General features: G+C 59.5%; 18 protein-coding genes and 1 pseudogene. 12 read left to right on the forward strand and 7 right to left on the reverse strand.

The annotated features are described in order from the left end of the window. Positions 1-223 precede the first annotated feature (223 nt). The 4 genes from ABH945_RS19715 to ABH945_RS19730 all read right to left on the reverse strand — a co-directional run bounded on the left by ABH945_RS19715 (position 224) and on the right by ABH945_RS19730 (position 3,442). Positions 224-1,768, reverse strand: a complete 1,545-nt coding sequence (locus tag ABH945_RS19715; protein ID WP_429251628.1) for an efflux transporter outer membrane subunit — start codon at positions 1,766-1,768, stop codon at positions 224-226. A gap of 158 nt (positions 1,769-1,926) precedes the next feature. Further along, complete coding sequence (locus ABH945_RS19720) at positions 1,927-2,208, reverse strand: hypothetical protein (protein WP_074770534.1); 282 nt, start codon at positions 2,206-2,208, stop codon at positions 1,927-1,929. A 267-nt stretch (positions 2,209-2,475) separates the two neighbouring features. After that, complete coding sequence (locus ABH945_RS19725) at positions 2,476-2,910, reverse strand: DUF4399 domain-containing protein (RefSeq protein ID WP_074770535.1); 435 nt, start codon at positions 2,908-2,910, stop codon at positions 2,476-2,478. Between the two features lie 46 nt (positions 2,911-2,956). Then, entirely contained in the window at positions 2,957-3,442 is a 486-nt protein-coding gene (locus ABH945_RS19730; protein WP_429251629.1) for a DUF4399 domain-containing protein, read from the reverse strand. A 392-nt stretch (positions 3,443-3,834) separates the two neighbouring features. On the opposite strand from ABH945_RS19730, the pseudogene ABH945_RS19735 reads away from it, so the two are divergent. Then, a pseudogene (locus ABH945_RS19735) lies at positions 3,835-4,533 on the forward strand (caspase family protein); the annotation flags it as partial. 18 nt (positions 4,534-4,551) lie between these two features. After that, entirely contained in the window at positions 4,552-5,751 is a 1,200-nt protein-coding gene (locus ABH945_RS19740) for an SUMF1/EgtB/PvdO family nonheme iron enzyme (protein WP_429251924.1), read from the forward strand. Between the two features lie 45 nt (positions 5,752-5,796). On the opposite strand, the gene ABH945_RS19745 is transcribed toward ABH945_RS19740, so the two are convergent. After that, positions 5,797-7,974 (reverse strand): protein kinase domain-containing protein, encoded by a 2,178-nt coding sequence (locus ABH945_RS19745; protein ID WP_429251630.1) that lies wholly within the window; start codon positions 7,972-7,974, stop codon positions 5,797-5,799. Between the two features lie 415 nt (positions 7,975-8,389). Here ABH945_RS19745 and ABH945_RS19750 point away from each other — a divergent pair, with 415 nt between their 5' ends. The 9 genes from ABH945_RS19750 (at position 8,390) to ABH945_RS19790 (ending at position 14,431) form a co-directional block, all read left to right on the forward strand. Beyond that, complete coding sequence (locus tag ABH945_RS19750; RefSeq protein WP_074770539.1) at positions 8,390-8,668, forward strand: hypothetical protein; 279 nt, start codon at positions 8,390-8,392, stop codon at positions 8,666-8,668. 88 nt (positions 8,669-8,756) lie between these two features. After that, the gene (locus ABH945_RS19755) at positions 8,757-9,041 is read left to right on the forward strand and encodes a hypothetical protein (protein WP_074770540.1); all 285 of its coding nucleotides are present in this window, start codon (positions 8,757-8,759) and stop codon (positions 9,039-9,041) included. 183 nt (positions 9,042-9,224) lie between these two features. Beyond that, positions 9,225-9,443 carry a hypothetical protein gene (locus tag ABH945_RS19760; protein ID WP_429251631.1) on the forward strand — a complete coding sequence of 73 codons (219 nt, stop codon included), beginning with the start codon at positions 9,225-9,227 and terminating at the stop codon, positions 9,441-9,443. A gap of 316 nt (positions 9,444-9,759) precedes the next feature. Beyond that, positions 9,760-9,972, forward strand: coding sequence for a hypothetical protein (locus ABH945_RS19765; protein WP_074770542.1), 213 nt, complete (start codon positions 9,760-9,762; stop codon positions 9,970-9,972). Positions 9,973-10,181: 209 nt separating this feature from the next. Next, positions 10,182-10,796: a TetR/AcrR family transcriptional regulator gene (locus ABH945_RS19770; protein ID WP_429251632.1), complete on the forward strand. Its 615-nt coding sequence runs from the start codon at positions 10,182-10,184 to the stop codon at positions 10,794-10,796. 88 nt (positions 10,797-10,884) lie between these two features. Continuing rightward, positions 10,885-12,126: a YbfB/YjiJ family MFS transporter gene (locus tag ABH945_RS19775; protein WP_429251633.1), complete on the forward strand. Its 1,242-nt coding sequence runs from the start codon at positions 10,885-10,887 to the stop codon at positions 12,124-12,126. A 155-nt stretch (positions 12,127-12,281) separates the two neighbouring features. Then, positions 12,282-12,437 carry a DUF3309 family protein gene (locus tag ABH945_RS19780; RefSeq protein WP_074771229.1) on the forward strand — a complete coding sequence of 52 codons (156 nt, stop codon included), beginning with the start codon at positions 12,282-12,284 and terminating at the stop codon, positions 12,435-12,437. Between the two features lie 184 nt (positions 12,438-12,621). Then, a complete protein-coding gene (locus ABH945_RS19785; protein ID WP_429251925.1) occupies positions 12,622-13,422 on the forward strand; it encodes an SDR family oxidoreductase in 801 nt (266 codons plus the stop codon). Positions 13,423-14,044: 622 nt separating this feature from the next. Next, complete coding sequence (locus tag ABH945_RS19790; protein ID WP_429251634.1) at positions 14,045-14,431, forward strand: hypothetical protein; 387 nt, start codon at positions 14,045-14,047, stop codon at positions 14,429-14,431. A gap of 81 nt (positions 14,432-14,512) precedes the next feature. On the opposite strand, the gene ABH945_RS19795 is transcribed toward ABH945_RS19790, so the two are convergent. Further along, positions 14,513-15,133: a LysE family translocator gene (locus ABH945_RS19795; protein ID WP_074770547.1), complete on the reverse strand. Its 621-nt coding sequence runs from the start codon at positions 15,131-15,133 to the stop codon at positions 14,513-14,515. 390 nt (positions 15,134-15,523) lie between these two features. Here ABH945_RS19795 and ABH945_RS19800 point away from each other — a divergent pair, with 390 nt between their 5' ends. Beyond that, on the forward strand, positions 15,524-15,997 hold the full coding sequence (locus ABH945_RS19800; protein ID WP_074770549.1) for an Lrp/AsnC family transcriptional regulator: 474 nt from the start codon (positions 15,524-15,526) through the stop codon (positions 15,995-15,997). Between the two features lie 302 nt (positions 15,998-16,299). Here the strand turns inward: ABH945_RS19800 and ABH945_RS19805 are convergent, their stop codons facing one another. After that, a complete protein-coding gene (locus ABH945_RS19805; protein ID WP_429251635.1) occupies positions 16,300-17,553 on the reverse strand; it encodes a YbfB/YjiJ family MFS transporter in 1,254 nt (417 codons plus the stop codon). Between the last annotated feature and the right edge of the window lie 131 nt (positions 17,554-17,684).

Below are 17,684 nucleotides of genomic sequence, written 5' to 3' on the forward strand. Positions count from 1 at the left end.
ATCTGGATCACTAAGCGTTTACCCGCTGCGTCGAGAACGCAACGGAAACGGAAAGAACGACTACGGCGAGACGACGTTGTTCTGAAGAGCTGCATGCTTGCTGGCTCCTTAAAGAGTTTAAGTCACGCATGGCGTGTGTCAATTTTCAGATCATCGGTTAAGAACGCAATCGGCGCGTCACCTGCGGCCTAAATATCCGCGCGTTACGCCATTGTTGATTAGCTCAGTGTTCCTTTACTTGCGCCTGTACGTCGACGCTCGGCCAGCCGCCGCCCAGCGCCTTGTAAAGCAGAACGGTGTCCGACAGAATCAGTTGATGATTGGAGAGCAACGCCTGCTGAGCTTCCAATAACGTGCGCTCGGTTTCGAAGACTTCCAGTTGCGACACCACGCCGAGGCGCAATTGAGACTGAATCTGATCGGCCACTATTTGCAAACGCTCTACCTGCTGCTGCAATTCCACGCGCTGTGCCTTATGCGAATTCAGATTGACCAGCGCATTCTCCACTTCTTCGAAAGCACCCATCACGGCCACGCGATACTGCTGCTCGGCCACCGTCGATTGCGCCTGCGTGACCTTGACGTGAGCCCGCACACCGGGATCGAGCAATGGAATATTGATGCTCGGCATAAACCCGTAAGTGAACGATTTCAGCAGATCGGTCAGCGCGAAACTTGCAGTGCCGGCATGTCCGGTAAGGCTGATAGTCGGCAATTGCGCGAGTTTGGCCTGGCCGACGAGGTCGTACGCTTCGAGTACCCTGAACTCGGCCGCGACGACATCGGGACGCCTCGCCAGCAATTGCGCGGGCAGTCCGTCCGGCACGGCAGGCAACTGGACGCGCTGCTGCAAATGTCCTTTTGGTAAATCGAATTCGCCGGCCGGAACGCCGATCAGCGTACACAACGCGTTATTGGCAATAGCTCGCGACCGCCGCAATTCAAGCAATTCGTTCGTCAGGCGGTTGATTTCAGCCTGCTGGCGCAACACCTGGGTTTGCGGCACGAGGCCGTTACTGCGCTGCCCTTCGTAGATCGTGAGAATCTGCCGGTTCGTGACGAGGGTTTTCTGCTGCTGATCTATCTGGTCGTCGAATTGCAGAATCTGGAAATACGTGCTGGATACGTTCGACACCAGTTCGAGATAACCCGCGCGCCAGTCCGCCTCGCTCGCATGAAATTCCGCCTTCTGCGCCTGCACGCCCTTTTCGACTTTGCCCCAAATATCGATGTCCCAATTCACCTGGGTCGCCACGTTGTACTGTTTGGCGAAAGTTTGTCCGGTGGTCTTTTCGAAATCGGCGCCCATGCCGAAATCCATTGTCGGCAATGCGCCTGCTTTGGCTTCGCCGATCTGCGTGCCGGCCACATCGAGACGGGCAGCCAATACCTTGATATCGAAATTGCCGCCAATCGCCTTGCTAATCAGCGTGTCCAGATACGGATCCTGGAAGCCTTTCCACCAGTCGGGCTGAATCGTCTGGACGGCGGATACCAGCGCACCTTTCCTGTCCGACCACGACGCTTTAGCCGGAGTATCGGGCCGCTTGTAGTCGGGCATGCTGACATCGATGCATGCGCACAGCGGCAATGCACACACCAATACCACGCAAAGGCTGCGTAGCGTATCCGTCACGCGAATGGCACGCTGCCGGGATCGCGTGAAGAAGAAGCGCTGGCGTACCGATGAATCAAGCGACGCTGACACGATGGTCTCCGATAACACCCTTTTCACTGCGAAATCAAAATGCCCTTTTAAGTAAAGCATCGCCCGCGCGGCTTCAGCATCGAAGCGGAGCAAAAAATCAGCATGGGGATCGGGCAGTGAAGCGGAGGGTGTGTGGAAAGAACGATTGAATAACAAATGTTTTTGACGGGTCAGCCGCGCGAAGGTGAAGTGCCAGGCCTTCGCGCGGCCGATGCCGCTCAGGACACGTAGATGTTGTTGTTCGAGCTCATGTGTGGAGTGATCGTGGTCGTGACGCCCGCCACAAACGCTGCGTTGTTGCCGGTGGCGTTCTGGATGTTCATCGTCGAGCTGATCAGTTGAGTGGCGTCCACCGTCTTGCTGTTGTTCGGCGCGTACACCGGCGTGAAATTGAAGTACGACGACGACGGGCCCCAACCATTTCCACCGCGTACGGCGCTCATTGCGCGGCTGTCGAGTTGTTCGGTGATGGACAGGTCTTTGATCATCAGCGTGTTCATGGTAAATCTCCTGAGAAGGGAAACTGCACGGTGTTGCGCAGGTTTTGCGGTTAGGTTCGAGCAACTTGTCTGCTCGAGTGTCACTAATGCATGGGCTGTGCCAGGGTGAGCTTCCATTCTTCAAAAACTTGCCGGATGCCTTTATTTAAAGGACTTCCTGAGTATCAGTTCTTAAAACGCGCGTCGATATCGATTAAAGAACAACCTGTGAATGGTGGATCGAAGCCAACATACGAAGCCATGTAGTTGGCCCGCTTGCGACACCGTTCATCGCGCAATAACCGTGATCTTCTTCGAGTACACCGGCGGGTTATGCGGCATATGCATGTCGTCGCCCATCAGCAACTGCAACGTGTGCTTTCCGGGCGGCAATTGAATCGTGGTTTCCGTTTCACCCGCGCCGAAATGCAGATGATTGCGGTCCGATGGAATCTCCTGATCCATCGGCGGCAAGTCGGTATCGATCAATAGATGATGGTGGCCGGTATTCGGATATTTGACGCCTTTCGGCGCAACGCCCATATAGCGCAGGCCGAACCACACTTTGAACGGCTTGTTGGCGGCCACGACCTGGCCGTCGTTCGGATAGCCGATATAGGCAAAAGCGGAAGCCGGCGCAGGTGTCGCTCCTGCGAAAACAAAACCGGGCAACGCCAATGCCGCCGACGTCACAAGCGTCGCGACTGCGATGATCCTGTACATGAGGTCTCTCCGTCCTGAAGGGCCCGCTTTGAGCGAACGGATCGCGCTAGTTCTTTAGCACGGTGATGGTGATCTTCTTCGAATACACGGGCGGCACGTGCGGTACATGATTGTGGTCGCCGAGAATCAGTTGCAGCGTGTGCTTGCCCGGCGGCAGTTCGATGCGCGCGTCCGTTTCGCCTGCCCCGAAGTGCAGATGACTGCGATCCGACGGAATTTCCTGGTCGAGCGCGGGCAGATCGGTATCGATCAGCAGATGATGATGACCCGAGTTGGGAAACGCGACGCCCTTCGGGCAAATGCCCATATTGCGCAACCCCATTCGCACCCAGAGCTTGCCGCCGTGAATGACCGCGCCGTCCGACGGCCAGATGATGTATTCCTCCGCGCCGGGCGGCGACGGTGTCTGCTCCGCTTGCGCCAGAGTTCCGGCGACCACCAACGTCGCGCAAAGCATCACGCGCAATGCAGCAAGGCGTGTTTTGATTTCATCACGTCTGTTGGACACAACGGGAATCAGGCTTATTCGCATAGCGCACTCTCCTGAAGAGTGGTCACGGTCACCTCGGTTGCACGGGGCAAACCGAACGTTCCGGCTGAATATCGCGGGCGCGAATGACTGGACGACCACCTCGGTAAAACGGCCGTGCTGCGCTACTTTGTGAATTAGCTTAGGACGTAACTTGCCAAAAAGATACGCCACACTCGTTATCCGTATATCTCATTGAGAACACGCGGACAGTGGTGATGCACAAAGCGCGTGCTATGGTTATTAACAGGTTGCAGATGGATGATCGATAGCGGCATCGATGCCTCGCGCCGGGTACTTCAGTAATCGCTGCGGGCAAGGCGGTCCTCGAATGCCTAGGTTCTGTCCGGGACAAACAGGATGTGAAGATGTGGCGAATATTCATGCTGCTGTGCATGGCTGGGGCAATCCACACCTATTGCGGCAATGCCAATGCCGCGACGCAACGTGAGGATACGAACTGGAGCCCGACTCCATCCGGCACACACGCCCCACACGTCCCACGTCTTGCACTTGTGATCGGCAACGGCGAGTACGGTGGCCTCCCCCGTTCTCTGCGAGACAATGCGCCGCGCGATGCCGAAGCAATCAGCGACACATTGCGAGCACTCGGATTCGAAGTCATCACGCGTACGAATGCCAGTCCGCGCGGCATGCAGCAGGCGCTCGGCGAATTCCGCCAGCGTCTGGAGGCAGGTGGCGTCGGCCTCTTCTATTTCGCGGGACACGGCATCCGAATTGGCCGACAGACTCTGCTTGTTCCCGCAGGACTTGATATGCACGCACCCGCTTCGTTGATCAATGACAGCATGGATCTAAACGCCGTATTGCATGCGATGCAGAAGCCGCGCGCCGGTCAATTGAATCTCGTGATTCTCGATACGTGCCTGAACAATCCGTTTTCTTCCGGCACGACAAGCGGCGCGGCAAGCGGCACGTCGGCGCTTCCCGCCAATACTGTGGTCGCGTATGCAACGGCAAACGGCAGCTTCGCCGCAGACGGCAGATACCACGGCATTTATACGAGCGCTTTGCTGAATGCGCTAAGCGACACGCCATCGCGGCAAAATCTCACCACGCTGTTTCGGCGCGTCACTGCGGAAGTTGTCGAGATCACGAAGGGAGAGCAAAGGCCGTGGATCGCTACATCGCTGGCCATGCCCTTGACGCCCCCCGCCAGCGTGCAGGGCAACGCGATTGCGCCGCCCGTCTATGCCTATGCAAATACCGACACCGTCGTCACCCCGCATAGCCGGGGCATTCTTCCGAAAGACAGCAGCGAGCAGTACGAGATCACGTTCTGGAATTCAATCAAGGACAGTAATTATCCGGCTGATTACGAGGCGTATCTGAAGGCCTATCCTAACGGCAGGTTTGTCACGCTGGCACACGCTCGAATCGACCGTCTTCGTGCGGCGGCGTCGAATCCACCGGCTGTTGCGGCATCCCCACCAGTAGCACCACCCCAGGTTACGCGACCCGCTACGCCGGCAAGCGCCGCAGCGCAAGAACACCCGCATGTGACAGCCGCGCCACCCGCCAGTGCTCCCGCCACTTCATTGGCCGCGCCGAAGCCCGCCACGCACCCGCCAGTGGCCGGAGAACAGCGGGACTGCGCCACCTGCCCGATCATGATCGCCGTGCCCGCAGGCTCGTTCCCGATGGGCAGCAACACCGACGACCCATCCGAGAAACCTGTTCATCACGTGACTATTGCCGCGCCGTTTGCGATCGGCAAATACGCGGTGACGGTCGAACAATGGAACGCGTGCGTCGCGGCCAACGCGTGTCAGAAGTTGACGCCCGAAAGCAACACCAACAAGACCGCACCAGCGCGCGATATCAGTTGGGACGACGCGCAGCAGTACGTGAAATGGCTCAGCAAGATAACCGGCAAACCGTATCGCTTGCCCACCGAAGCCGAATGGGAATATGCGGACCGTGGCGGCACGACCACTGCCTACTGGTGGGGCGATCAGATGCGCAAGGGCAACGCGAACTGCAAGGACTGCGGAGATCCGTGGCACAAGGAAGGGCCCGAATCCGTCGGCTCGTTCGCGCCGAATCCGCTCGGCCTGTACGACATGAACGGCAGCGTCTGGGAATGGACCGCCGACTGCTGGCACAACAGTTACCAGGGCGCGCCTGTTGACGGACACTCATGGGACAGCCCCGGCTGCGATATGCGCGTCATTCGTGGCGGCTCATGGCGCGAAAACGGCAGCTACATGCTCAGTGCAACCCGCTTCAAATACAGCGCGGGCGTGCGTCAATCGCAGGATGGGTTACGGGTCGTCAAAGACCTTAAGTGAGTGCATAACGTAGGTGACGACGTTATGCATGTTATTGCGGGGTACTCAAGGCGCACGCGGTTTCGTCGTGATCGGCGCAAAGTCGGCAACGAGATGATCCTGCCCATACTTGCCGCCGATTTGCGCGAGACGCATATTAAGCGCGCGTAGATAATCGGCACGTGATTCGCTTTCCGCGCGCGGTTTGTCGAATAACGGCACGGGTGTGATCAGCAGCACCACCATCTCCGAACCGAATGGTTTTGAAATGATCCAGTCGCCCGCGCTGCCGATCGTGGCCGAATAATGCGGCGGCGCCTGATTATCTTTCGCGCGCGGACTCGGCACCATATGCACGACGCTGCCGTCCAGCTGGTAGTAGTCGAGATTCACATACGAGTCGTAACCCGGCGTGCTCACATCGACCACTAGCGGATCGCCATCGCTCAACTGACCATTCGACTGGCCGCCTGGCGGCCGCACATGCAACTCGGCCACGCGGCCCGCCTGCCAGTTGCGGACCCAATAGGGCGCGAGTGCTTTAACGGTATCGCATTTGTCGTCGGCGAGCGGTTCGACTCCGAGCGTGAGTGCATCGACACCGGGCAAGGCCGTCAGCGTTTCCTTCAGATGCGCCACGCCGTAACGCTGCGAGACGTAGCCGCGCACCGTCAGCGAATGATCCTGCACGGCCGCGGATAGTGCGGAACACGGCACCTGCGCGAGGACGGGCATGACCGCGGCGAGAGTCAGCGCGGGTCTGGGCGCGGGCGATGGCGGTGATCCAGGTGGCGCTTGAATCGCCGTTGAAGCCGCAGAAGCAGGCGCTGAAGCGTCCGGTGTTTTCGCCGTCGTCGTGTCAGACACCGCAAGAGCAGTTGCCGCCATTTTTGCGGCCGGGGGTGAACTCGCCTCTGCCGCCGCCTGCGACGTGCCAGCGTCGGCCTGAGAGCCTCCCTGCCGCCCTGGTCCAGAGCGCAACGCAAATACCCCTACCGCCGCCGCGCAGACCACGGCAAAGCTCGCAAGCCCCACTTTCGCCAGCGTGCCCGACTTCTCAGCGCGCGCCTCGTTGTCGAATTCGGCGATAAAACGCGTCACGCTCGGCATCCGCGTGGCGCGATCGAAAGACAGCGCCGCGCGTAACGCGCGCCACTGCCTGGCATCGAGATTCGCAGGCCGCTGCGGTTTGAAATCCGCGTTGCGTGCCTGAGTCGCCGACAACCGGTCGAACGGATGATGCCCGGTCAACAGTTCATACGTGATGCAACCAAGCGCATAGATATCGTCACGCGGATCGGGCTCGCGATGCTCGATCATCTCCGGGCTCGCATACGCGGGCGTTAACGCGCCGAGACTGCCGGGATCGAAAACAGTGGCGTCGCTCTCTTCTTCCGGACGCTGAAACACGCGAGCAATGCCGAAATCGATCACCTTCACTTCGGCGCCCGTCGTCAGAAACACGTTGGCGGGTTTGAAATCGCAATGGACGAAACCGCGTTCGTGCGCATACGCGAGCGCGGCACACATGCCGCGCACGATCGGTAGCGCAGCGCGCACGGGCATGCCCTGATAACCGGGCGTACGCAGTAACTGGCTGAGCGGTTTGCCGCTCAGATACTCCATCGTCAGATAAACAATCGGGCCGTCGCGGTCGAAATCGTAGACCGTGATGATGTTGCGATGCGCGAGCACCTGCGCCTTGCGCGCCTCGCGCTGCAACGCGACCAGCGAATTCGGATTGCCGCGGAACTGAACGTTGAGAACCTTGATCGCGAGATACGGCTTGCGATCCGACGCCTCGAGTTTGCGCAGATCGAGCGCCTTATACACCGTACCCATGCCGCCCACGCCGAGGCACTCTTCGAGCACGAAGCGGTTATTCAGGGTGTCGCCGGTGCCTTTGATCTGATCGTGCCCGACGATGCCGGCTGATCCTGCCGCACCGCCCAGGCTGCCCGCACTGGCGGAGCGCACGGACGGAATTTCCACCGTGGTCTGAATGCCGGTTTCTTCCCCACCGGCCGCAACATTGGACACGCGCAACTGTTCGATGCGTCGGCGGACTTCAACGTAGAGATCGTCGGGTAAAGGTGTTTTGCGATGCGCGGTGCCGAGCATCTCCAGCAACTGCGTGGGCGCGAGTCCTTCTGTCGTCAACGTGCTGTCGAGTTGAGCCACGAACTCGTCACGGGACAGCTCGCCGTTCTGAAAGTCGTGAATCACACGCGCAAGGCTAGCCATTTGTGTGAAGCGCCGCCGCTGCCGTTGGGCCGGATCGCATGCGACCGAAGCCACGCAGGCCGATAGAAAAGCTTCCGTAACCAGTTACATGTGCCGCTTCGATACTAGCTCCCGGTCCGTGCTTTCGCAAACCAGGATTGGCCCGCGATACGCGTTGCAGGCAGGTGTCGTTCGGTATCCAACAGCATTCGATCAAGTGTCGGACGCAGACCATCGGTTCGCTCGCGCGCGGATACGCTGCGTGACTTCTCCGTTGATCCGCAAACGGCCCGAAAGCCTTGAATATCAAGCCTTCCGAAAATTTATCAGGATCCTTGAATAAAACTGGCACAGCCCATGCATTAGTGACACTCGAGCAGACAAGTTGCTCGAACCCAATCGAAAGACTCAAATTTTTTCTTCCAGGAGATTCACCATGAACGCACTGATGATCAAAGATCTGTCCATCACCGAAGAACTCGACAGCCGTGCAATGAGCGCCGTGCGCGGCGGCAATGGCTTCGGCCCCTCGTCGTCCTATTACAACTTCAGCCCGATCTACGCGCCGAACAACAGCAAGAACGTCAACGGCACGCAACTCATCAGCACCGAGTTGAACATGCAGAACGCCACCGGCAACAACGTCGCATTCGCCGCCGGTCTCAACTCGACGCTCGCTCCCTGCATCAGCTCGGGCAACAACATCCACGTGTAAAGCGCGACGAGGCGAAGCACCCGCAGTTGCGGCCCGCTTCGCCTCGCGCCGGTCACGCCCGTCTTCCGCGCACCTTTGGAGATTCACCATGTCATCCCTCATGATTCGCGATCTGTCCCGCACCCGCGAGCTCGACCGCCACGCAATGTCGGCGGTGTCCGGCGGCACGGGTAGCAGCGTGCCCGGCCTGCCCTCGGCGTCCGGTCTCAGCGGCATTGCCAACGTCAACGTGTCGATCAACCAGAACCTCACGCAGATGCAGTACACCAACGTTGCAGCACTCAACAACGTCGGCGTGATCGGTGCCGGTTTCGTGCCGCTGCATCTGAATGTCAGCCCCTCTTTGTGGGGCGGCAATTACGCTACGGTGTGACGACGCGCAGTAGACGGGATACGGGGAGATTCCGACTGCTGCAAGCTCATCGCCGAGCCACAAGCTGCACACATTTTTCCTATACTGATAGTGCGACGAGACCACTGCACACAGAACAAAACCCTCGAGCGGCGACCGGCCCATCGCACCGGCCAGCCGCTCGATTTCTTTTGTGGAGCCGCTATGGCAAAGCTCATCATTAAAGACCTTGCTGACAGTGTCGAACTCGATCGCGAGGCAATGGCCGCGATTGTCGGCGGTGCGCGAGTCGGCGCGCGTTCGAGCCTGGCCGCGCCTCTGGTGCCCGCATCGACACGCGTTGTCGACTATCCGCCGGGCTTCCCTGGCGCGCATCGGCAAATTGCGATTGCAGCGATGCGGCGTATCCGGCAAGGCGGCTGATTTCACCTTCGTACAGGCATCGCAATTAAAACGGCACGCGCCGACTGCGCGTGCCGTTTTGCTTTTCTCGATGCATGCGTACGCCGCATGCCAACTTCCCGAACGCGATTCGTGGGATACGTCCCGACACTTTCGTGCGATTCCGCATGCTCCCTGCGAGCCTGATGAGCGACACGCAACGCAATCGCCCGCCTGGTCTTGTATCGCAGAGAGACTTTGCCTCGCGGCTCGAAGCTCGCGAAAATTGGCATAGCTCTTGCAGAAATAGAAGCGAGCACCGCCCCGTGCTCGCCAATCCACTGTCAGGAGTACCGCCATGAAATCCACTGTCATTATCAAAGACCTGCCGCGTTCCACGGACCACGCACACGACGAAGCAACGCTCTCGGCCGACCAGATGAAGATGCTGCGCGGCGGCCGCTCGGTGGTCGTCTCCGTCGGCGGCGCCGGCGGCGCAGTCGGTCATGTCGACGACTGGGAAATCAACACCGCCATCTTCGAAGGCCGTATCGGCGGGACCTATTTGTAGGACGCACGAGCGCGCCGAAAATAGAAAACCGGCACCTGTCTCTCGCTCCAGTGGAACCTGGGTGCCGGTTTATTAGCCTGATGAATGCAACGAATCGGCCGCCAGTCAGCGCCGAGATCTCCCTTGCTTTTTGTATCAGTCGATATATAATCCGTTTCTATATCGACTGATACAGAATCAGTCTCAAGCGACGCAAGAGGGATTTCCACATGGCACGACCCCGCGGATTCGACGAAAACGAAGTGCTCGAAGCAGCCAGCGCCGCATTCTGGAGCAAGGGCTACGAGGCCACTTCCACGCGCGACCTGGTGAGGTCGACCGGTCTCACGCAGCCCAGTCTCTACAACGCATTCGGCGACAAACGCGGGCTGTACCTGCGCGCGCTCGAACACTATCTCGAACACACACTGCGCGAGCGGATTGGCCGGCTGGAACGCACTGTGACGCCGGCGCAATGCATCACACTGTTCTTCCACGAGATCATCGAGCGCGCAATCGAAGACCCCGACAAGCGCGGTTGCATGCTGGTCAATTCGGCACTTGAAACGTCGTCGGAAGACGAGTCGTTTCGCAAAACCGTCGCCGTGGAACTCGCTGAAATTCGTGCGTTTTTCCAGCGGAATCTGGTTGACGCAATGGATCGCGGCGAGATTGCCGCCGTCGTTCCAGCGGAAGACGCCGCCTCGCATCTGCTCGCCACGTTGATCGGCATTCGCGTTCTCGCGCGAGTCACGCCGCAATACGCGCTGCTTGCCGGCGCTGTGTCGCCTGCGCTGGCTTTGCTCGGCTTACCTGCCCTACCGGCACACGACCAGGACGTCTGAGCCGCGCGCCCGACGAGGCGCTCCACCCCGCTTTCCATCGACATCCGGCAGCGCCGCCATCGGCGGGCGCACCGGTAAAGGACTCGTCATGTCTGCTACCCCTGCTACGTCATTAGATACACCCCGCCCCACTTCACTCGACGCTCGCGCAATCTTCGCGACTTTCGCGGGACTGTGCGGCAGTCTCGTCGCCATCGGTCTTGCACGCTTCGCCTACACGCCGCTGATTCCGTCGCTGATCCAGGCGCACTGGTTCACGTCGTCGCAAGCGGTAACGCTCGGCGCCGCGAATTTTGCGGGCTACCTGGTAGGGGCGATGATCGGCCGCCCGCTCGCATCCGCATTGTCGAACCGCAGCGCGCTGCGTGTGTTGATGGCAGTCGTCACGGCGGCTTTCTTCGCGTGCGCGTTTCCGCTTTCGATTAGCTGGTTCTTCACATGGCGTCTGCTGTCCGGCATTTCCGGCGGCGCAATCATGGTGCTCGTGGCGACCTCGATTCTTCCGCATATTCCCGCGGCACGTCGCGGCTTTGTCAGCGGCATGATTTTTCTTGGACTGGGTTTGGGGATTGCCGCATCCGGCACGTTGATTCCAAAGTTGTTGCATCACGGCTTGCAAGTCACGTGGATTGGACTCGGCGTGCTTGCGCTGGTGTTGACTGCTGCTAGCTGGTTCGGCTGGCCGTCGACGAATCCACCCGCTCCTGCCGCCTCTTCCACTACGCATAGCGTTGCACAACCGCATGGTCTGACGTTACGCGTGCTGTACGCACAGTACGCAGCGAACGCGCTCGGCCTCGTTCCCGCGATGGTGCTGCTGGTCGACTTTATTGCTCGCGGCCTCGGACATGGTGCAGCAACAGGCGCCAATTACTGGGTACTGTATGGCGTCGCCGCGATTGCAGGACCGCTGATCTGTGGAAACGTGGCCGATCGAATCGGGTTCGGCAACGCCTATCGCATCGCGCTGTTTTTGCAGTCGACGGCAGTAGCGATGCTCGCGTTTTCGCACAGCACAGTAGCGCTGGTTGTATCGACTGTCATTCTGGGTATCTTCACGCCTGGAATCGTGCCGCTCGTGCTCGGTCGCATTCACGAACTCGTGCCGCACGATCACACCGAGCAACGTGCCGCATGGAGTCGCGCAACGACAGCCTTTGCTCTCTTCCAGGCGCTGGGCGGATACGGGTATTCGTTTCTCTTTTCGCACACGAATAACAATTACGCGCTGATTTTTGCTCTCGGTGCGGTGGCGCTGGCACTTGCGTTCATTGCTGACTTCGCGGCTTCCCGTCTTGCTGTTGTGCGGCGGGTTGGTGCGACCGGATAAGTATCGGCGAATAAGATTCCGACATGTTTTTCCGCCTGGGCACGGGGCTTGCTCAATAGAAATATCGATACTGCCTTTAGCAAGTCGGCGTTCGACGTAAGCATTGCGTGGCTGTCGTGAAGGCAGGTCCAATCAACCAGGCGGAGGTCATTTATATGTTGGGAACTATTCTTCTGATCGTGCTGATTCTTCTCCTTATCGGTGCGTTGCCTTCGTGGCCGCACAGCCGGGCATGGGGCTATGGCCCGACGGGCGGGATCGGCGTCGTGCTGATTGTCGTCATCGTGTTGCTGGTTGTCGGAGTGATATAACCGGCGCAGGTTGAAGCGCTTTCGTACGCGCGCGTTAGCTACTCCGACGCTCGCCAAGCAGGCCGCCGGATGTCGATGCAGTTCGCTGCACCGATATCCGGCGGCTTCGTTATGTCGATTGGCGGAACATCGTCATACGGTGTCACGTCCGGGAAACGCCCGGCAACGAAAAACGGAGAACGCGATGGAAAATTTACTCGCCAATCAGGTTGCGCTGGTTACAGGCGCCAGTTCCGGTATCGGCTATGGCGTCGCGAAGGCGCTAGCGAAAGCAGGCGCGGCGGTGGCATTGAATTATCATTCGCATCCCGAATCAGCAGAACAGCTTGCCGACGAAATCGAAAAAAACGGCGGCTCGTCGTTCGCGGTTCGTGCTGACGTATCCGATCCGTCGCAAGTCGAGAAGATGTTCGACGCGTGCCGCGCACGCTTCGACACTGTCGATATCGTGGTCGCGAACTCCGGTCTGCAAAAAGACAGCGCGTTTGGCGACATGACATTGGAAGATTGGCAAACGGTGTTAGCGACCAATCTGACCGGACAGTTCCTGACGACCCAGGCTGCCGTTAAAGAATTCCGCCGACGCGGCCAGAGAAACAATTCCAGAGCGCTCGGCAAGATCATTTGTATGAGTTCGGTTCACGAGGTCATTCCATGGGCCGGGCATGTGAATTACGCGGCATCCAAATGCGGAATTCAGATGTTCATGAAATCGCTCGCACAGGAAGTCGCGCCGGAGGGCATTCGAGTGAATTCAATTGCGCCGGGAGCAATCCGCACGCCGATCAACAAGGATGCGTGGAATACAGAAGCCGCGTTGAAAAAGCTATTGCGACTAATTCCGTATGGTCGCGTGGGTGAGGTAGAAGACATCGGCGAGGCCGCTGTGTGGCTGGCTTCAGATGAAAGCGACTACGTGGTTGGCACCACCCTGTTCGTCGATGGCGGCATGACCTTGTATCCCGGTTTTGCAGATAACGGATAAGCGTGACTTCCCGATTTACTCGCCGTGTCGAACCGCGAAAGCAATGACACATCAGCGAGTACTGCAATGCGCAAGGCTGCCGATCACCGATACATCGGCGATCGGGCGCAGTACGTAGAGACGTGTTGTGCAATGCCCATGCACGCCACGCACGCGGTGCGAATCACCAGTCTAATCAGGCACGCCTAATGCTCTATTCCCTTCGTACTCAAACTACGACACGAAAGGAGTTCACATCATGCCTTATCTTCTCGGTTGGCTTCTCGGCGTTCCGTTGATCGTGCTGGTCATTCTGTATCTGATTTTCCATTAAGCCCGCAGCACCTGCGTCGTTGATCAAACCAGACGATCGATTGACGACGGGCTTATTGACCCGTCACTTACTGCTCTCTTACTCTCTCGCGACCCTCGCTGGTTGCATGAAAGGCGACGCCCGCATTCGCGCGTCGCCTTTCGCATTCTGAATCGGATCGCGAACTGCGAAGCGTGGCGCGCGCATCGGTGCAGACATCTTTTCTTCTTGCACTGCGGAAAATAGAAGGTAAAACTAGCTTCACCTGTCCGGAAAAATGCCATATCTGCACACGTGCGCCGACACGGCGTCACGCGGAAGGAGGGACCGATGGCACATAACGAGTACGCGCTTTCGCATCAGGAAGTGGTGAAGGCCATCATCATCGACCAGCATATTCACGAGGGTTTATGGACGCTCAACATCAACTTCAACGTCGAAGCTAGTCACGCTCCGCGAGTACACGATCCCACTCTAACGGTGACGATCAAGAATGTCGGCATCATGCGCGCGCCGCCGACCGACCCTTTCGCCGTCGATGCCGCGCTCATCAATCCAGTCCCTACGGAGCCGGTTGCAGAAACGGCACAAACAGCGACTCACGCGATCGGTGCAAATTCAACTCATCTACCCGACGGCAGCATGCAATTTTGCCGCGATGTGTACCGGAGTATCGCCGTGCAAAGTGCAATAAAGCCGCGCTCCAAAACAAGCTGACTGGCGGAACCGAAAACGATTTTTCAGGCGCGGGAGATGCCTGCCGAAATGGCGGTCAACGCGAAACGCCGGCTGACTAACTCAGCGGACCGCCGCCATCACCGCGCCCATTCCGACCAGCAACGTGCCCATTAGACGGTTCACCGCGCGCATGCGCGTCGGCCGTTGCAAGACCGTACGCAGCCGATGAGAAAAAATCGCCGTCGACGCCACTCCCAATGCGAACACCACTGCAAACGTAGCGGCCAGCAACAGGTATTGCTGATTCGCCGACCAGCGCCCGTCGCCCGACGGCGTGCTGATGAACTGCGGAAAGAACGACGGAAAGAACAGCAAGGTTTTCGGATTGAGCCCGGAGGTCGCGAAGCCGCGCCAGAACATGCCGCGTTGCCGCGTGCCATCGACGGGAACGGTGAGAGCACCGCTGCGCCATTGTTTGAAGCCGAGATAAACCAGATACACCGCGCCGCCCCAGCGAAGCGCAATCAATGCGCGCTCGTCGATCAGCAGCAGCGAGTTCAGGCATAACGCGGTGAAGATCAGTTGCACGAGCACGGCACAGGTGCCGCCCCACACACCGGGCAATGCGGCCCGCCAGCCGGCGCTGAGCGCCTGGCTCATCGTCAGCACGTTGACAGGGCCGGGGGAATAAACGAGAACGAGTGAAGCGAGAAGAAACGAGACGTACAACTGGATCGACATCGGCGGGCATGGGTTACGGCATTGCCGACGCGCGACATCCGTAAGCGCGCAAATCGAGGACTCGTGCGCAAGGAAATTCGCCGGCAAGCATTCGGTTGGGAACATGCGTCCATGCCCGGCGAGCGCGTCTCCCGGCGATCGTGACGCCGGAATTCGCCCGCGTGCCACCCTCCTGTTAGGGCAGCGACACACCATCGGGCAGCTTGTGGCTGAAATGGACCGTAGGCGAGGAAACCCGCGGCCCGGATGGTGATGCCGGGCATGAATGCATGGTGAAAATATACCCGGATTGTGGCTGGATAGGCTTCTGAATGTCCTGCATTCTCGCTACCAAATCGGTACGTTGTTCCGTTAAACTGGCATTCATCAAAACAATCTTCCGACACCGCTATGACCACCCGAAATCGTCCGATCGACAATCAGGATCGCAAGATCATGCGCGAGTTGCAGAAGAACGCCCGGCTGACGAACGCCGAACTCGCCGACCTCGTTGGAATGTCCACCACTGCTTGCTGGAACAGGACGCGGCAGCTCGAAGAGTCTGGCCTGATTCGCGGATACGTCGCGCTCATCGATCAGGAAAAGCTCGGCCTCTCGGACACGGTCCTGATCGAAGTCACGCTCGACCGTCATGAAGAGGAAACCTTGCATCGCTTCGGCGAAGAGTTGGCGCTGCTGCCCGAGGTGCTCGACGCTTATCTGATTTCCGGCGAATACGATTACCTGATCAAGGTCGCGGTGCAGGGCACCGCCGGATACGAGCGTTTTTTGCGCGAAAAGCTTTATCGGATCGCGGGTATCCGACATAGCCGTTCGATGTTTGCGCTTCGATGCATGAAGAGCATTCCGTCGGTTGCGGTGTGAATCTTCGCGCCGACGTTTTTAGCGCAATTCGTGGTAGTGAATGACGTCGGCTACGCGAGCGGCAGATATGGTCTGCGTGGCGGGTTTGCAGAGGCCTCAGCTGTTTCCTTAGCTCCCGATCTACGGGATGAAGTTTGGCTAACTCAGGCGCGCGACATGGAGTAGCGAAGCCGGTTGTGCTGCGATAAGCGTTCGGCGGCGGTCCTTCCTGAAAATGAGTTCGCCGTGACAGCCTCAGACTAACCACGCGCTCAACGTCGAACGATGGCGGCGAGGCATCCGGCCATCACGCGCACACGACCTCACTCGTCGCGTAACGGCTTCTGAAAAAAGGCCAACAGCGCCCCCCCCGCCAGCAGCAACGCCGAATACACCAGCCCGCGCGCAAGCCCCGCGCCGTCCGACACCCAGCCGATCACCATCGGTCCGACGATCTGTCCGAACGCGAACACGATCGTGAACGCGCTGATTCCCCTCGCCCAATGGCTCGCCGAAAAATTGTGGCGCACGAAAGCCGTGGTCGACGCCACCGCCGACAGAAACGTCGCGCCGAACAGCACGCCGGACACGAACGCCACCCACGGCTGTGTGAACAGCGCGGGCAGCAGCGTCGCAATCGCGAGCAACGCGTTGAGCACCGCGAGCGCGCGACCGCCGCGCATCCGGTCGAGCAAGCCGGACCACACGCGCGCCGACACCACCGTCGCCAGTCCGAGCAGCAGATAGAAGCCCGTCACGACCGTCGCGCTCATGCCCGCGTCGCGCAGCAGCGCGACGATGAACGTCATGTAGCCGATATAGCCGACGCCGAACAGGCCGTAGCCCGTCAGCATGATGCCGAAACGCGACCAGCGAGGTGAGTCGATTGCACCGGAAACCGGAGCCGCCGACGCTGATCCCGATACCGATCCCGCGCTCGCATGCATACTCTCGATCCTGCGCGCCGCGCCGATCGCGACCGCCGCGAACACCACGCACGCCACCGCCAGCGCGAACCACGCGAATTGCCAGCCGTGCGCGACATTGAAGATAGTCAACGGCACCAGTATCGACGACGCCACGATCCCCCATCCCGCGCCGCCGTAATAGAGGCCGAGGACAAGCCCCGCATCGCGCGGTCTCGCCGACGCCAGGCGCGCGGCCAGCACGCCGCCGCTGATGAAGATCGCCGCGCTGGTCGCGCCGGTGACGACGCGCAGCACGAGCAGCGAATGTGTGTCGGCGAGCAGGCCGCTGCCCGCCATCAAGATCGCCGTCGATACGCAACCGGCGCCGAACAGCATGCCCGCCGACCAGCGGCGCGCGAGCCGAGGGAAGGCCAGCGCGCCGAGCAGATAGCCGAGCGCATTGGCGGTATTCATCGCGCCCGCCTGGGCGAAGCTCCAGCCGAGGTCGAGTTTCATCGACGGCAACAGCAGCGCGTAGGCGAAGCGGGCGAGCCCGAGCGCGATTGCGCTGCCCAGCGATAGCGCCGCGGCCAGCATCAAGGTGGGGGCGCGTTGGCTGTCGTCGGCGGAAGTATGGGGTGAGGCGACGTCGAATGAAGTGCGTGACATGGGGCGGGTGTATGTGGGCAAAAATGCTGCGGGCCGTGACGGCGAAAAGTTTTTATGTGCCGCTTCGCCATCATAGCCGGGGGTGGCGGGCTGGCTTGACCGTTAGTTGCGCTAGTGAGGGTGCCGCTGCA

Source organism: Paraburkholderia sp. GAS333 (assembly GCF_050435665.1).
In the GTDB taxonomy this organism is placed as follows: domain Bacteria; phylum Pseudomonadota; class Gammaproteobacteria; order Burkholderiales; family Burkholderiaceae; genus Paraburkholderia; species Paraburkholderia fungorum_A.